The following is a 16,810-nucleotide window of genomic DNA, read 5'->3' as shown; positions in this document are numbered from 1 at the left end:
TTACATAATTAAAATTAAACTTCATTCTCTTCACTATATTCATCAATAAAATATAACGGTCTATTTTTCACTTCTATAAATATCCTTCCTAGATATTCTCCTATTATTCCTAGAGAAACTAACTGAATACCTCCTAGTAATAACATTATACAAACTAAGCTTGCATACCCTGGAACATCAATTCCTCTAATTATAGTTTTAAAGAATATAAAGACCATATATATTAATGAACCAATTGCACTTACTATTCCTAGTATAGTAGCAATTCTTAATGGCGCCACTGTAAAAGATGTAATTCCTTCTATAGCTAAATCAAATAATTTGAAATAATTCCATTTTGTTTTACCAGCAATTCTTGGGTCTCTATCAAACTCTATTGCCTTCTTCTTAAATCCAATTAAACTAAACATTCCTTTGGTATATCTTTGTTTCTCTGGAAATGCCTTTAATGCCTCTACTGCTCTTCTACTTAAAAGTCTAAAATCACCTGTATCTTCTTGAATTGGAACATTAGAAACACTTCTTAATACTCTATAAAAAGTGTGAGATGTGAATTTTTTTATTATCGTTTCACCTTTTCTACTTCTACGTTTTGCATAAACATCATCGTAGCCCTCTTCATAATACTTTAACATATCAATTATTAATTCAGGTGGATCTTGTAAATCTGCATCTATAATTGCAACTACATCACCTCTTACATAATCAAGAGCTGCAGCCATAGCAATTTCTTTTCCAAAATTCCTTGATAAATTTAAATAACAAACTCTATCATCATTTTTCTTATATGCCTTAACTATATTTAAAGAGCTATCTTTACTACCATCATTGACAAATAAAAATTCCATATTATATTTATCAATTTTCTCCGCTAATTTTACTAATCTCTCATAAAGATAAGGCAAAGACTCTTCTTCATTATACATAGGTATTATAATAGATATTAATTCCTTCATACTCTTATATGCTCCTTTAAACTTATTCTAAAATATTCTTTAAATATAAAATAAAACTATTATAAGAAATAAAAACAAAAGTTAATATTACATAAATATTCATTTTCCATTTTCTTAAAACTTCATTTAATAATAATACACTTGATATAATTAATAATATATCTGTAACAAAAAACACTCTTTCACCAGATGCATATATGGTTGGTGATATACTTATAGATAATGCTGAACATATTGCTGCTAAGTATAATATTATTGAAAAATACTTCATTTCAACTTTATCAAATACAAGTATAAATATTACTGGAATTATTAATATTACACATAGTAAAATAGAGGTCGGTAAAAATATTTTAATTTCATTATAATTTAATATATTTAAATTTTGAATATTAAGTAACTTAAACATAAAGAAATCTGTATTGATATTATGACTATTTAATTGTATTTCAATAAATTTTATAATTACAGCTCCCATAGGTATAAATGCTAATAATCTAATAGCCATACTCTTATACTTTTTCCAAATAGCTATATTAAGTAAAATAACTAATAAAGCTATTAAAATTATGTTTTTATCAAAAATATGCTGTAAAAACAAATTAGTTCCCATCATTAATTTAACAGGCAAAGATATCATATCCCATTGTCCAAACCAACTTACAATTTCTTTATTTGCTCTTTCATAATTACCTGGCGCTAAAAATAATATAGCTGTATTTATCAATATAAATATATTAAATATAACTAAACCTACATTTATCTTTTTATCTCTAATAAAAACATACATATTAGTTATTAAGGCAAAACATAGTACCACTAAAGATACTTGTTCCATATTACAACCTAAAATAACTGTAAATACTAATAGCACATACCACCTTTTATCAAATTTTTCATTAAATAAAGCATATTTAAATGGTAATATTGATAAAATTCCACAAGCCATTGTCCATAAATAATTATAAGAACCAGTAATCCAGGATATAGCTGATGAAAACACATCATCAGGTAAAGAAAATATTGAAATACAAATTATACTTTTAATTAATAATTTTTTACTACTTGATAATTGCTTAATATATTTATCTGGAATTAACTTATATATTCCTAGAGCTAAAATAATAGTCATTATAGTATTTAAAATACGCCATATCCAAATGTTATAAGCAAACATAGGAACCATTATTGATTCTATAACAATTCTACCAGTCCACCCAGTATATCTTTCTTTTAAATAAGCTAGTAAACTTCCATTAAAACTCTTATCTAAAATTGCAGAAAACCATTCATCATCTCCAGAAGTTATTGTTACTTTTGTAAAAATCCAAAACATCATTAAAGCTAATATTAAATATGGAATATTTTCTATTTTAAAAACTTTTTTAAATATTTTTTTCATTTTTCATCATCCTAACTAATCTCAATAAACTCTCCTGTAAAAATCACTTGTTCTTTCTCATCTTGACTAATAACCTTAAAACCAATTTCATACTTTTTATTAGATATTAATTCACTATTCCTTACTCTTCCTATAAGTCCACATCTATTATAATTAGTGGTATCTGTATTTTTTTCATTTAAATCAGGTCTATTTTCTGCTTCTGTTTTTATAGCAATAATATTTCCGCCTTCATCTTTTAGTAGGATAGCTCTATTAATATATTGATTAGTACTATTAATCTCTGCTAACCATCCTTTAATAAGAACATCTTTATCTAGATAAGTAATATCTTCTATGTCATACTCTAAATCTGTATTATAGCTATTCACTGTATTTTCAATCTTTTTAACCTTAGAAAAATCTTTTTCTAAGAGAAAATAACTACTAAAACTAGCAATTAAAATAACTACTAGAGATGATACTACTATTTTCTTTTCCATTAACAACATTCTCCTTATTTACCCATTTTTATATTATTTTTCTTTAAACACCCAAATTTTATTTACTATATAGTTAATAACCATAACAATAACTGTAGTAATAACCAATGCTATTAATTTATTAAGTCCAATTAAATCTACTAATAAATATAGAATCATAGTATTTAAGGCTAGTCCTGCTAAATTCAATAATATAAATTTAGTTGTAGTTTCTTTTTTATCTTCTCCTTTATATTTGAATACCCATCTCGAATTCCAAATGTAACTATTTATAGTTGCTATAACATAGGCAATAACGTTAGCAATTATATAATATACTCCTACGAAATTTAGCACAGCGAATATTATCCAATTTATTAAAGTATTTAAAACTCCTACCAATCCAAATTTTATAAACTTACCTATTCCACTATCTGTAAAGTCCATTTAATCACTACTCCTTTTTCCATTTTAGATTATTTAAACTTTATCTCTACTAAGTAATTATTATACATGTAGATTACATAAACTATCAAATTTTTGTATTAAAACATAATTTACTCTAAAAAAAGTGGTAAATCCACTTTTTTTAGAGTAAATCTTAAATAAAAAGCCAATAATATTACTAATTAGATTTTTTCAGCTTACCTTTTACTAAATTAAAAGAATTCTTAAGCATCTTATCTCTTAATATTATTAATATTCCGAAGTATACTACTACACCAATTATTATTTGTCTTGCTAATATTAATACATTTCTATGAACTCCTTCACCTAAAAGAGAAACTACAACTAACATAGCTATTCCAGAAATCCAATACTTATATGTTTCCTTAATCCAAGATATATCTAATATCTCTCTAGAATACCATAATTGAATTAATGCAATTGAAAGTTCTGCTGATACTGTTGCAATTACTGCTCCCAAAGCCGAATATTTTGGTATTAATATTAAATTAAGAACAAAGTTAACAGCAGCTCCAACACAAACTGAAATAGTATATTGCTTATTTTTACCTACCGCTATCATATACTGTGTTCCAAAAACATTCCCTAATCCTATTATTATTATTAAAACTGAAGATATTTTTAATAGAGGAATTACACTAAGATATTCATATCCAAAGAACATAGGAATAAATCTGTCACTTACCCCCATAATTCCAAAAGCAATTGGCACTGCTAAAAAGCTTATTACTGTAAAAGATTTTTTTAACGTATCTTTTACTAAATCATGTTGATTTTTACTAGTTAAACTAGCTATTCTAGGCATCATTACCATACCTAGAGAAGTAATTATTGTAAGTAATATTCTAACTATCTTTTGAGATTGATCATAATATCCAACTTCTACAGTAGCTGAAAATACCCCTAACATTGTTTTATCTAAAACAGTATAAATTTGTGTTGCCACTTGTGGTATAAAAAGAGCTAAAATAGGTAACATATGTCTCTTTAACTTTAGCTTTCCTAAAGTCTTAAATGAGAAGGTACTCTTATCCACGTATATCCACATTACGCATTGACCAACAAACATAGTTAAACTATTTATAAGTATATATTGCCATAAATCACCACTATCTTTTACAAATATAAATATTAAAACTACTGATATTACCTTAACAAAAAAGCTTCTTATTGATGCATTTTTAAAATCTTCTATTCCAATAAAATACCAAGATATATCAATAGCACTTGATAAAATAAAGAAACCTTGTAGCATGTAATATACGCCTAATGAACTATTTATTCCTAAAATTATAACAAAAACAACATAAGAAATCATACATCCAATAAACTGTATAGCAAAAATTTCCCAAAAAGTTTGTCTTAGCTTTCTTCTATTCTCTCTAACTGTTGCAATTTTCTTGGTTGCATACATAGTTATTCCTAATGTTCCAATTAACATAAAATACTGAGTATTTGCATTAGTTAAACTATTAGTTCCAACACCATGTGGTCCTAAAACTCTAGATACATATGGCATAGTTATTAATGGTAGTAAAATAGCAGTAATTTGATATATCAAATTATATAAATAATTTGTTTTAACACTTCTAGCCATACTATTCTCCTTTTCTTGAACTTATTCTATCTAAAATTCCAACAAATTCATCAGTAGTTTTTTCCCAGCTTAACTCACTTAAATATTTCATTGAGTTTTTATTCATTTCTTTTAACTTATTAGGATTATTTATAGCTTCCTTAACTTGCTTATAAAAATCATTATAATCAAATGTAGTTACTATTGCTGTATTATCTGGGAAGAAGTATTCAAAAGTTCCTTCTTTAAATTCTATTACAGGTAATCCTGTTGCTAACATTTCATATGGTACTAGTGAAATATTAGTTAATGATGCAACTAGTCCAAAATCTGAAGTATTATATAAATTTAATAATTCACTTTTATTTAATTTCCCTATATTTTCTCCACCTTCACATTTGAAGTTTTTGTCTTCACCATAATATTTAATATTTAATGTAATTCCCTCTTTACTAAAATCGTTCTTTAATTTTGTAAGTAAATATTGAATTAAATATGGAGCTCTCTTACCAACATCCTTAATATAAACAGCAAAGTTAAATTCTTTTTTATTATTATAAGAATCAAAATTTCTCTCTTGTGCAAAGTATTCCTTTCCTTCATAAGGGAAAGTAATATAATCTAATTCAGAATTTATTCTACATTCTTTTTCTATCATATGTTTATTCCACTTTCCTAAGCTAACCATATGATATCCAACTTCATAACTTTTTTGAGCCATTATGTAACTTTCACCATATAAATTGAAATATGGTTCATAATCTTGAATGAAGTACATCTTATATCCACTCATTTTTCTAGAATAATAAACAGATTCCCAAGATGTTGCTATTACTATATCGCTTTTAACTTTCGTAATATCATCTCCAAGAATCTTTCCTTTATAATTAGATAAATTTATTTCTGCATTTTTCTTCATATCTTCTATATTTTGAGGTGCAAAAGATACATAGCCTACATCATAGCCTCTTTTACTTAATTCTGTTCCTAATCTTAATATAGATGTATGACCTCCACTAAAGGCTGGCATTCCTGGTATAACAAATGTTATACTTTTTATCTCATTTGGTACTAAATTTACAATTGGAGTAAAATCTACTTCCTCTAATAAGCTATTTATATATCTTTTAAAATTACTTTGATCCCTTAAATAAATAACTTTTCTCATTGCTTTTACTATTCTCTTCACAATAATGCCTCCTTATTGGATCTTCCAATATTCAATTTTTTTACTTTCTTTTAAACCGTCATTTAATCCCTTAACTGCAGATTTTACAGCATTAAAATTACTAATATTTTTAACAACAGTTTTTAAAAATCTTATATAATATTCCTTCTTATGTTTATTATATTGTTCTATAGTCTGATTTCTCTTAGTGTACATAAATAAGTTTCTTGTTAAATAATATTCCTTAAAACCAGTTGTCTTCCCACCAGTTGCTGAATGCATATGATATACAATACTATCCTTTAACAACTTAGCTTTAAAGCCTGCATCCTTAAGTCTTAATGATAAATCAACATCTTCAAAGTATGCAAAGAAATTACTATCAAAATAATTTTCATCATCTAACTTTACTGCTTCTAATGCTTTAGTAGAATATATGGCTGCTCCTGCACAAACCCCCTCTATTTTTATATCATTCTTACTTAATATATCTGATACACTTTCCTTAAATCCTACTTGTAATGGAATTAAATCTTCCTTAAAATTTAAGCCTGCTGCATCGCAAACATCTTTATCAAAATAATTTATCATAAATAATTGAAATACATCAAAATTTTTATTGTTTTCTATAGCTTTCATGGCATTTTCTAAAGAATCCTTTGGAACATCAACATCATTATTTAATGTTAAGATGTAATTACAGCCATCCTTAATTGCTTTTTTTATTCCAATATTATTAGCTGGTGCAAAGCCACTATTATAATTCATTTCAGTTAAATCTATTTTAAGTTTATTATCATAATTTCTAATGACTTCTTTAGAATTATCCTTAGAATCATTGTCAATTATATATACCTTAAAATCCTTAAAGCTTTGATTCTCTAAGCTTTCAAGACATTTATCAATTAGCTTTTCACCATTCCAATTAGCAATTACTATACCAAGCATATTTACTTCTCCTTCTAATTACTCTATTTTAGTTTGCCTCTAATACCTTTTTTATAATCCTTGTATCCCTTGAAAACCATTTTTATTTTATTAATTTTATCCTTTTCACCTAAAACTATTTTTATAAATTCCTTTTTAAATAAGCTTTTATCTCTATTTAAAGTAAAACTATTTAAGTCCTTATACTTTTCCCAAGTATAAAATCTATTTCTTGTCATATAATATCTTCTTAAAGCTGAATGATTTGACGTATTAAACTTTCCAAAAATACTTTTTACTGATTGGCTTTCTCCTAAGCTATGATAAAGAATTGCATCCCTTACCTTTATCATTTTTATATTTTTTTCATTTAATCTCATACAAAAATCAGTATCCACTAAATCTATAAATAAACTATCATCAAAGAATCCTACTTTATCAAAAACTTCTGCTTTTAGCAAGTTTCCTGATGTTATATCAGCATCAACATATTCATAAGCATCCATATCTGAATTTTCTTCAATAGATTGAATTCTTTCATCTACAAAGTTAGGGAAAATACTTAATATGTCTCTTCTCTCTTTCTCTTCTATTCCGTTATATACCTCAAACATCTTTTCAACCATGTCCTTGCTACATTTACTATCTTGGTCCATAGTTAATATCCAATTATATCCTTGTCTTAATCCTTCCTTAACTCCTATATTTAAGGCAGTGGCAATTCCTAGATTCTCTTCATTAAATATAACTTCAATCTTTTCTTTATTTATATCCCTAATTAAATTTATCTCTTTTACTTTTTCCTTTTTAGATCCATTGTCTACAATTATTATTTTTTCAACTTGATTTTCTAATAAATTTACACTATCTAGTAAATTATTATCTGGATTATATGAAATTATAATAGCTACAACTTTACACATAACACCTTCTCCTTACTAACATAATTATTCTCCATCTAAACGGACTTATCAAAAACTTGCAATTATCATACCAATTCTTCATAAACTCCCCTTTAGCATAGTAATATTTTGTCTAATCCTAGTAATTATAGCATATAATGAAATCTATTTGAATTTTTTTATAAATTCCTCACATTTAATTCATATTTTATTATTTTTTTTTGTGCCTTCCTCTTGTATAATTAATATACATATTCTATTTAGGGGGACAAAAATGAATAATACACAAAAAAAGCTTTTAGAATATTTAGGTTATCCACTTTTAATATTATCAGTTGTATCATTATTATTAACATTTGTAGTTGACAGTATTAGTAGAGGATCTATTTCTCAAAGTTTAAACTTTATTTCAAGCAAAGGAAATACTTTTTTATTCAATGCTTTAATTATATTTTTAACACTATCTATAACTCTTCTTTTTAAAAAGAAAACGTTCTCTTATTGTTTGATATCTTTTATATGGATAATTGCTGCAATAGGTAATAACGTATTAATACACTTACGAGGAACACCTCTTACTGGAAGTGATTTAAAATTAATTAAAAGCGGACTTACACTAATAAACAATTATATGTCAAAAAAAGAAATTGTAGCTATACTTACAGTTTTATTCTTTATATTACTAATGTTAATTTTTATTTTTATCTTTGCTCCAAAAACAAAGTTTAAAATTAATTATTTTTTATCATTAGGAATAATTGCTTTAATTTTTATATCTTTCAAAGGTATTAATGGCTTAGCTATGAAAAGCTCTATAATTTCAGATAATTTTTGGGACTTAGATGCTGTCTATAAAGAAAATGGGTTTATATATTGCTTTAGTAAAACACTTGTTAATAATGGTGTTAGTTCACCTGATGTTTACACTGAAAATTCTATTGAATCAATAGTTTACTCATTAGAATATTATGAAACAGCTAGTGCTAATGATATATCTTTAGTTACTTCATATTCTACAGACGAAAAACTTCCTAATATTATTATGCTTCAATTAGAATCTTTCTTTGACCCACTTTTAATTGAAGGTGTTGAATTCGCTATAGATCCAATACCTAATTTTAGAAAATTACAAGAAAATTATAGTACCGGTACTTTTTCAGTTTCAACTATAGGTGGTGGAACTGCTAATACTGAATTTGAGGTTTTAACAGGACTTAATTTAGACTTTTTTGCGCCTGGAGAATATCCTTATAATACAACTATAAATAACGATACTTCAGAATCTATAAATTATGCTTTAAAAGAATTAAATTACTCTACTCATGCAATTCATAATCATGAAGGTAATTTTTATAATCGTAATACAGTGTTTTCAAACTTAGGTTTTGATACTTTTACATCAGCAGAATATATGCTTATTAATGAAAGAACTAATTTAGGATGGGCAAAAGATAAATTTTTAATCGAACCAATTTTAGATTTATTAAATTCAACTGAAAGTCAAGATTTCATCTATACAATATCAGTTCAAGGTCATGGAAGCTATCCTAATGATAAAATAAAAGGCGATAAGTATGTAAACATTATTAGCTGCGATAATAAATCATTAAAAAACTCACTTGAATATTATGCTAATCAGCTATATGAAATAGATATGTTTATAGCTGAACTAATTAATTCAGTAAATTCATTAAATGAGCCAAGTGTAATTGTTTTTTATGGTGATCATTTACCTAACTTAAATCTTTCAAACGAAGATTTAGCAAATAAAAATTTATACGAAACTGAATATGTAATTTGGGACAACCTTTCTTTAGAGAAAAATGATTTGAATTTAGAAGCATATCAATTAACATCAAAAATCTTATATGATTTAGGAATTAATAATGGTATAGTAACTAAATTACATCAAAGTTATCTTTTTGATAATGATTCTCCTTACAAAGATGAAGATTCCTATTTAAATGCATTAAAATCTATAGAGTATGATATACTTTCAGGTAAAAAATATATATATAATTATCTAGATAAACCAATTGCTACAAATCTTAAGTTTGGAGCAAAAGATATAGTCTTATCTAACATATATATTGAAAACGGAAAGCTTATTGCTGAAGGTGAGAATTTTACTTATAACTCAATCTTCTTAGTTGATGGAAACTTTGTTACTACAGAGTTTATATCTCCTAATAAAATAAGTTGTGATGCTAGTTCTGTAAAAACTGAAGGTTCTACTGCTTTCATAGGGCAAATGTCTGGTGGAGCCCAAGTTTTATCAGCCACTCAAACACTTTCAATAACACCATAAAAAAATTGCGCAATAAAGCGCAATTTTTTTATTAATAATTTTTATTTTATAACAAAATTCTAACTTACTTTATAATAAAATATAACATTTAAAGAATACATATCTGCTGAATTTATCTATTATTTCCTCTCCCCTCTCCCCCCTTTTATTTATATATTATTAACATTTCCTCATAATATTTTACATTGTATCTCTTGTTTTTTAACCTTATAATATAATTACAATATATTTATAATGGGTGGAAAAATGATTAAAAAATTTATTAATAAACAAAGTGTTTTAAATGTATTACTTTTTGCAGTATACTCTTTGCTTTTAGTATTTGTAATAGAATGGTTTTCTCGTGGTAGTATTGAAGCTGCATATAGTTTCTTTAGACACTTTTTTAAAATCTTTCTATACAATACACTAATTGTTTCAGTAACTTTAAGTCCATGCTTCTTATTTAAAAGAAGATTATTTGCATTTAGTTTAGTCTCATTAGTTTGGATTGTCTTAGGTATTGCAAATAACTTTTTAATTAAATTTAGAGAAACACCTTTAACCTTCGCTGATTTAGGAATGATGAAAAATGCTATTGAACTTAGTGATCAATATCTTTCAAAAGGTGCTATGATATTAATTGCTTCATTATTTATAATAATATTTGGACTATTAATTTTTATATTTATTAAAAGTAAAAAAGTTAAATTTAGATATCTTACAAATATTTTATGTTTATTCCTATATTTGTTAACGTTCTCATTTTTATTAAATTATGGGTTAAAATCAAATATAATTACAAAAAACTTTTGGGATATAACAGGTGGGTATAATACTTATGGGTTTTCTTATTCCTTCTTTAATAGTGCTATTAATACTGGAATACACAAACCTACAGGCTACTCAAAAAATACTATATCGGATATAAAAAATGAATTAGCTATGTTAGATTCTTAAAATTCTATTGCTGTAAACGCAAATTCAATAGCTAAAAATATAGATACTATATCTTTAGAAAATTCTGAAGTAGACAATAACAATTCAGAAATTAAACCTAATATAGTAATAGTTCAATTAGAGTCATTTATAAATCCTAATTGGATAACTGATATTACTTTAAATAAAAATCCAGTTAGCAACTTTGAAGCATTATCAGAAGAGTTTACTTCCGGATTATTAGCAGTTCCAGCACTTGGCGGTGGTACTGCAAATACAGAATTTGAAGTTATTACAGGAATGTCTACAGACTTTTTTGGAGCTGGTGAATTTCCTTTTAATACTATAGCTTCTAAAAAGGCTATACCATCACTAGCTTATACCTTAAAGGATTTAGGCTATAGTGCAAATTCACTTCATAATCATGAAGGTAAATTCTATTCAAGAAACGTAGTATATAAAAATTTAGGCTTTGATAGCTTTACTCCAATTGAGTGTATGGATGTTCCTGAAAGAACTCCTGTAGGTTGGGCAAAAGATAGCGTTTTAATAGACGAAATCTGCAATATAATTACATCTACAGATAATCCAGATTTAGTATTTGGAATTTCAGTTCAAGGACATGGTAATTATCCTAATGATGAAGTGGATGATAAAGAAATCTATATTACTAACAAGTACACTAAGAGTAATAAAAATAGTCTAGAGTATTTTATAAATCAAATTTATGAAATGGATCAGTTTGTTGGTAATTTAATTGAAGCAGTAAATAACTTAAATGAACCTACTGTAATTGCTTTTTATGGAGATCATTTCCCTGCAGTAGGAATAGAAAATCACGAGGTTTCTATTAAAACCCTTAAATCTACACCTTATGTAATATGGGATAATATGAACCTACCTAAAACAGATAAAAACATCGAAGCTTATGACCTTACTTCTTTAATACTAGATAAGCTTTCATTAACAAATACAACATTAAGTATGCTTCACAATAGTAATCTTGATGATGAAACAAAGCATAAATATCTTAATCAATTAGAGTATGACTTAATTTATGGAAAAAACTATACTTCTGATTATGAAGAGCTTACTCCATCTGATGACTATAAGATTGGTTTTAAAGATATAAGTATTGATAGTATTGAAGCTTATGATGAAAATAGTATAATTATTAAAGGCCAAAACTTCAATAATTATAGTAATGTTTATGTGGCTGATAAATATGCTGAGAAAACCCTTATAGATAGCAATACTTTAGCTATTCCTAAAGACTCATGCAAAGCTGGCAATACTATTCAAGTTCGTCAACCTTCTGCAACTGGCTCAACTGTATTTTCTTATTCAAATGAAATAACATTTAAATAAAGATAATAAAAAATAGAGGACTTTGATTTTATTATGTATACATAGTAATTAATCTAAAGCCCTCTACTTTTTATTTAAAACTAATTTTAGTTATATCCCTTTGGATTATTGCTTTGCCATCTCCAAGAGTCTTCACACATTTCCTTAATTCCTCTTTCAGCTTTCCATCCTAATTCTTCATTAGCTTTCTTAGGATCTGCATAGCATGTTGCTATATCTCCAGCTCTTCTTTCAACTATTTCATAAGGAATTTCTCTTCCAGATGCTTCACTAAATGCCTTAACAACATCTAATACTGAATATCCATTACCTGTACCTAAGTTGTAAGTTACTAATCCTGGATTAGTAGCAAGCTTTTCTAATGCTTTTACATGTCCTGAAGCTAAATCTACAACATGGATGTAATCTCTTACTCCTGTACCATCATGAGTTGGATAGTCATTACCAAACACTCTTAATTGCTTTAATTCACCGATAGCAACCTTAGTAATGTATGGCATTAAATTATTTGGAATTCCATTTGGATCTTCCCCTATTGTTCCACTCTTATGAGCTCCTACTGGATTAAAGTATCTAAGTATTGCTATGTTAAATTGTGGTTCTGCCTTAGCAATATCTCTTAACATATCTTCAATCATAAGCTTAGTGCTTCCATATGGATTAGTAGTTGATAATGGAGAATCTTCTGTTATTGGAACAACCTTTGCATCTCCATAAACTGTTGCAGATGAACTAAATACAAAGTTTCTGCATCCATATTTCTTCATAGCCTTTAATACTACTAATGCACTTGTTAAGTTATTGTAGTAATATTCTAATGGCTTTTCTACTGATTCACCAACTGCTTTAAAAGCTGCAAAGTGAATAACTGAATCTATTTTATTATCTCTAAATATTTCTTCTGTCTTTTCTACATCTGTTAAATCAACATTATAAAACTTAACATCTTTGCCTGTTATTTCTCTAACTCTATCTCTAACAAGCTCCTTACTATTACTTAAATCATCAGCAATTACAACATCATAACCTGCATTTAAAAGTTCTACTGTTGTATGGCTTCCGATATATCCCATTCCACCTGATACTAAAACTGCCATATACAATTTCCTCCCAACTAAAGTTTTATTTTCCTCATTAATATTATATAACAATTGAAAACAATTTAAAACCACTTTTTTAAATTAATTAACAAAGTTTTATCTACATTATTGTACCTAATTTACTCCAAATATTTAACTTTTTCAATTCCTTTATAATAATTTCTATTTACCTTTAAAAGTTCTATGTAATTTTATGGATAATATATTATTTTCTGTATTAATATATATTTTTATAGTATAATTACTCTGTAAATGACGACTATTATGTTTAACACAATTAGGGGGTATATTATGTCGAAAAAACTATCTACAACAAAAAAGGTTATAATAAGCATTTTTTTAGTATTTTTACTATTGATTGCTTCATTAGCTTTTGCAATTAATCATTTTAGCTCTAAAATTGAAAGAGTTGAAATTGATAGAAGTGTTGTTACTGCAACTGGTAAAGAACCAGTGAAAGAAGATGAAGATGTTATTTCTATTGCATTATTTGGTACCGATTTTACAGAAAATGAACAATACGGAAATCTATACGGTGCAGCTGATGCTACTATGATATTAGGAATTGATACAAAAAATAATAGACTTAAATTATTCTCATTTATGCGAGATCTTTACTTAGATTTACCTGATGGAAGTGGAGATAAACAAAATCTTAATTACACTATGGCATATGGTGGACCTGAACTTATATTAAAGACTATTAATTACAACTTTAATTTAACAGTTGATAAGTTTATTCATGTAAGCTTACATACTCTACCAACTATAATAGATAAACTTGGTGGTGTTGAATTAAATATAACAAATGATGAATTAAATTATATTAATGGCTACATAAATGGTATTGATAGTGAAAATGGTACAAGCACTGAAAAGCTAACTAGTCCTGGACTTCAAACTTTAAATGGTACTCAAGCTGCAGCTTATTGTAGAATAAGATATACAGAAGGTAGAGATTTTAAAAGAACTGAAAGACAAAGAGATGTTTTAGCTTCATTGTTTGAAAAATTCAAAACAGCTTCAATTACTGATTTAGCAGTAATGATGAATGATATTTTACCATTAGTTTCAACTAATCTTACCAATTCAGAAATAATGTCAATAGCAACTAAAGTTTTAAGTATGGGAGTTCCATCAATTGAACAATCAAGATTCCCACTTGATGGTAAATCTGAAATGATTGCCACTGATATGCTTCACTTAACAACTGATATAGATGAAACTACTAAAGATATTCATAACTTCTTATATTCTTTAGATTAAATAAAAAATGAGATGCTCACTTATGTTGCATCTCATTTTTATCTTTATTAGTTATCTTTATTAAAAAATAGTGAATCTATTAAAAGTGAAACTACTACACATGCAAATAAAATTAAAAACACTATACTCATGACCCTATTCATATTTTTATCCTTTATTGCACTAGCACTATTTAAATTTTCACTACTACTCTCTTTATTATTATAACTACTATCAGCTAATTCATTATTTTCATCTAAATTTTCAACTTCTTGATTTTTAATACTGTCATTATAATTATCACTTTCATATAATTTAGTAGAATTATTGCTATTATCACTATTCACAATATTATTTTCAGTTATATAGTTTTTCAACTCTTCATAATCATTAGATGTAAGCGGTGATTCCTTATAATTTTCATAATATTTTTTAGCATCACTTATATCACATTTAATTAATGTTTCTTTACTACCTTTATCCTTTAATACAACTTCCTTATTTGATAAATCAAGATCAATATTAATATTTAATTCTTTTGCTAAGTTTAACGTTTCTCCATAAATATTAAGTAATTCAGAAAATGAAAAATCGCTATAATTTCCTTTTTCCTTAACACTTGAAATAATGGCATTTGCTTCATTTACTATATCCTTAGCCTCTTTATCACTAAGTTTTAAATTATCTATATAATTTATGATATTATCCTTATATTCCTCTGGAACCCCTACCTCTTGTAATTTTTCTTCTATCAAACTTAAAGTCTCGCAATTAGCATATATAACTGACATATTTAAAATGGAAAAAGTAAGTATAAATATTTTAAAAAACTTCTTCATATTTGTTTATCTCCTTTGTAGATAAATTAATTTATTTTAATTATTGCCACTCATTGATTAATTATTACATTTATAAAAATTTTTAATATCACACTTCAAATTTGCTTATTTTCCTCTATGTTTTCATAAATTTATCTGTTTATATAGATTATTTATTTATCAGTTAAATTATCATCATTTCACATTAAATTAACTGTTGTTCCTTAATTTGTTAATAATTTTTGTACATGATATAATATTTTCATCATATCTTTAGGGGGGATTTTTTTAATGGAAGATAGCTCGGGAAGTACGTCATTTATTTCCAAAATTACAAAACCTTTCGTATGGTTTCTCTCTATTTCAACTAACTCTATTTTAAGATTATTTGGAATAAAAGATAAATCTGGTGAGGAAAAAATATCAAGAGAGGAAATCAGAAGTTTAGTTGAACTTGGTGAAGAACAAGGTGCAATCAACCAAACTGAAAGAACCATGATAGATGGTATAATTAAGTTTGATGACATCTTAGCTCGTGAAATAATGACTCCAAGAACTGAAACATTTTGTATTGAAGCTAATTCTAATGTTAAAGAAAATATAAATTTAATATTGCAAGAAAACTATTCAAGAATTCCTGTTTATGAAAATGATATTGATAATATTATTGGTGTCATTTATATGAAAGATATATTTTCAGAGATAATAAAAAAAGGAATCGAAAATGTTAATATTAAAAGTATTATTAGAAAACCATATGTAGTTCCAGAAACTAAGTCTATAGACATACTTCTTAAAGAATTACAGGATTCTAAAAACCATATAGCAATACTTATAGACGAGTATGGTGGATTTTCAGGAATAGTTACCTTAGAAGACTTACTTGAAGAAGTAGTTGGCGATATTCAAGACGAATATGATGAAAAAATTGATTATATCGAAAAAATTGATGCTAACACTTATATAGCTACTGGATTAGTTAGCATTTTAAATTTAAATAAGCATTTAAATTTAGATTTTAAATCAGATTCTATAGATACTTTAGGTGGGTTAATAATTGAAAATATAAATACTGTACCTAATAAGTATATTAATAAAGAAATTACTATTGATTCAGTAAAGTTTAAGATTTTGTCTGTAACAGGCAAAAGAATAAATAAAGTACAAATATCAATATTATAATATTAAAAATT

At 26.1% G+C, this 16,810-nt stretch carries 15 protein-coding genes; 5 read left to right on the top strand and 10 right to left on the bottom strand.

Annotated features, from left to right (window positions below; genetic code table 11):
• Nucleotides 1-14: 14 nt before the first annotated feature.
• The 8 genes from HCG76_RS12590 to HCG76_RS12555 form a co-directional block, all read right to left on the bottom strand.
• On the bottom strand, nt 15-956 hold the full coding sequence (locus HCG76_RS12590) for a glycosyltransferase family 2 protein (RefSeq protein WP_221700635.1): 942 nt from the start codon (nt 954-956) through the stop codon (nt 15-17).
• Nucleotides 957-978: 22 nt separating this feature from the next.
• On the bottom strand, nt 979-2,358 hold the full coding sequence (locus HCG76_RS12585) for a DUF6056 family protein (RefSeq protein WP_221700636.1): 1,380 nt from the start codon (nt 2,356-2,358) through the stop codon (nt 979-981).
• Nucleotides 2,359-2,369: 11 nt separating this feature from the next.
• Nucleotides 2,370-2,840, bottom strand: a complete 471-nt coding sequence (locus tag HCG76_RS12580) for a hypothetical protein (RefSeq protein WP_204572129.1) — start codon at nt 2,838-2,840, stop codon at nt 2,370-2,372.
• 33 nt (nt 2,841-2,873) lie between these two features.
• Entirely contained in the window at nt 2,874-3,266 is a 393-nt protein-coding gene (locus tag HCG76_RS12575) for a GtrA family protein (RefSeq protein ID WP_260458125.1), read from the bottom strand.
• 178 nt (nt 3,267-3,444) lie between these two features.
• Nucleotides 3,445-4,884 carry a flippase gene (locus HCG76_RS12570; RefSeq protein WP_221700637.1) on the bottom strand — a complete coding sequence of 480 codons (1,440 nt, stop codon included), beginning with the start codon at nt 4,882-4,884 and terminating at the stop codon, nt 3,445-3,447.
• 1 nt (nt 4,885) lies between these two features.
• Nucleotides 4,886-6,052, bottom strand: coding sequence for a glycosyltransferase (locus HCG76_RS12565; protein WP_294174529.1), 1,167 nt, complete (start codon nt 6,050-6,052; stop codon nt 4,886-4,888).
• A gap of 12 nt (nt 6,053-6,064) precedes the next feature.
• Complete coding sequence (locus tag HCG76_RS12560) at nt 6,065-6,979, bottom strand: glycosyltransferase family 2 protein (RefSeq protein WP_221700638.1); 915 nt, start codon at nt 6,977-6,979, stop codon at nt 6,065-6,067.
• 23 nt (nt 6,980-7,002) lie between these two features.
• Nucleotides 7,003-7,881: a glycosyltransferase family 2 protein gene (locus tag HCG76_RS12555; RefSeq protein ID WP_221700639.1), complete on the bottom strand. Its 879-nt coding sequence runs from the start codon at nt 7,879-7,881 to the stop codon at nt 7,003-7,005.
• 253 nt (nt 7,882-8,134) lie between these two features.
• Here HCG76_RS12555 and HCG76_RS12550 point away from each other — a divergent pair, with 253 nt between their 5' ends.
• The 3 genes from HCG76_RS12550 (at nt 8,135) to HCG76_RS12540 (ending at nt 12,454) form a co-directional block, all read left to right on the top strand.
• Nucleotides 8,135-10,168 (top strand): LTA synthase family protein, encoded by a 2,034-nt coding sequence (locus tag HCG76_RS12550; protein ID WP_221700640.1) that lies wholly within the window; start codon nt 8,135-8,137, stop codon nt 10,166-10,168.
• A gap of 246 nt (nt 10,169-10,414) precedes the next feature.
• Entirely contained in the window at nt 10,415-11,107 is a 693-nt protein-coding gene (locus tag HCG76_RS12545) for a hypothetical protein (RefSeq protein ID WP_221700641.1), read from the top strand.
• Nucleotides 11,108-11,113: 6 nt separating this feature from the next.
• On the top strand, nt 11,114-12,454 hold the full coding sequence (locus HCG76_RS12540) for an LTA synthase family protein (protein ID WP_221700667.1): 1,341 nt from the start codon (nt 11,114-11,116) through the stop codon (nt 12,452-12,454).
• A gap of 86 nt (nt 12,455-12,540) precedes the next feature.
• Here HCG76_RS12540 and galE read toward each other — a convergent pair whose 3' ends face one another.
• Nucleotides 12,541-13,551, bottom strand: coding sequence for a UDP-glucose 4-epimerase GalE (galE, locus tag HCG76_RS12535; RefSeq protein ID WP_221700642.1), 1,011 nt, complete (start codon nt 13,549-13,551; stop codon nt 12,541-12,543).
• 294 nt (nt 13,552-13,845) lie between these two features.
• On the opposite strand from galE, the gene HCG76_RS12530 reads away from it, so the two are divergent.
• On the top strand, nt 13,846-14,820 hold the full coding sequence (locus HCG76_RS12530; RefSeq protein ID WP_221700643.1) for an LCP family protein: 975 nt from the start codon (nt 13,846-13,848) through the stop codon (nt 14,818-14,820).
• Nucleotides 14,821-14,867: 47 nt separating this feature from the next.
• Here HCG76_RS12530 and HCG76_RS12525 read toward each other — a convergent pair whose 3' ends face one another.
• A complete protein-coding gene (locus HCG76_RS12525; protein WP_221700644.1) occupies nt 14,868-15,638 on the bottom strand; it encodes a hypothetical protein in 771 nt (256 codons plus the stop codon).
• Nucleotides 15,639-15,908: 270 nt separating this feature from the next.
• Between HCG76_RS12525 and HCG76_RS12520 the strand changes: the two genes are divergently transcribed.
• Nucleotides 15,909-16,799 (top strand): hemolysin family protein, encoded by an 891-nt coding sequence (locus tag HCG76_RS12520; RefSeq protein WP_221700645.1) that lies wholly within the window; start codon nt 15,909-15,911, stop codon nt 16,797-16,799.
• Nucleotides 16,800-16,810 lie beyond the last annotated feature (11 nt).

This window comes from Clostridium sp. K13 (assembly GCF_019734195.1).
GTDB lineage: Bacteria > Bacillota > Clostridia > Clostridiales > Clostridiaceae > Clostridium.
This window is presented reverse-complemented; position numbering and strand designations above follow the sequence as displayed.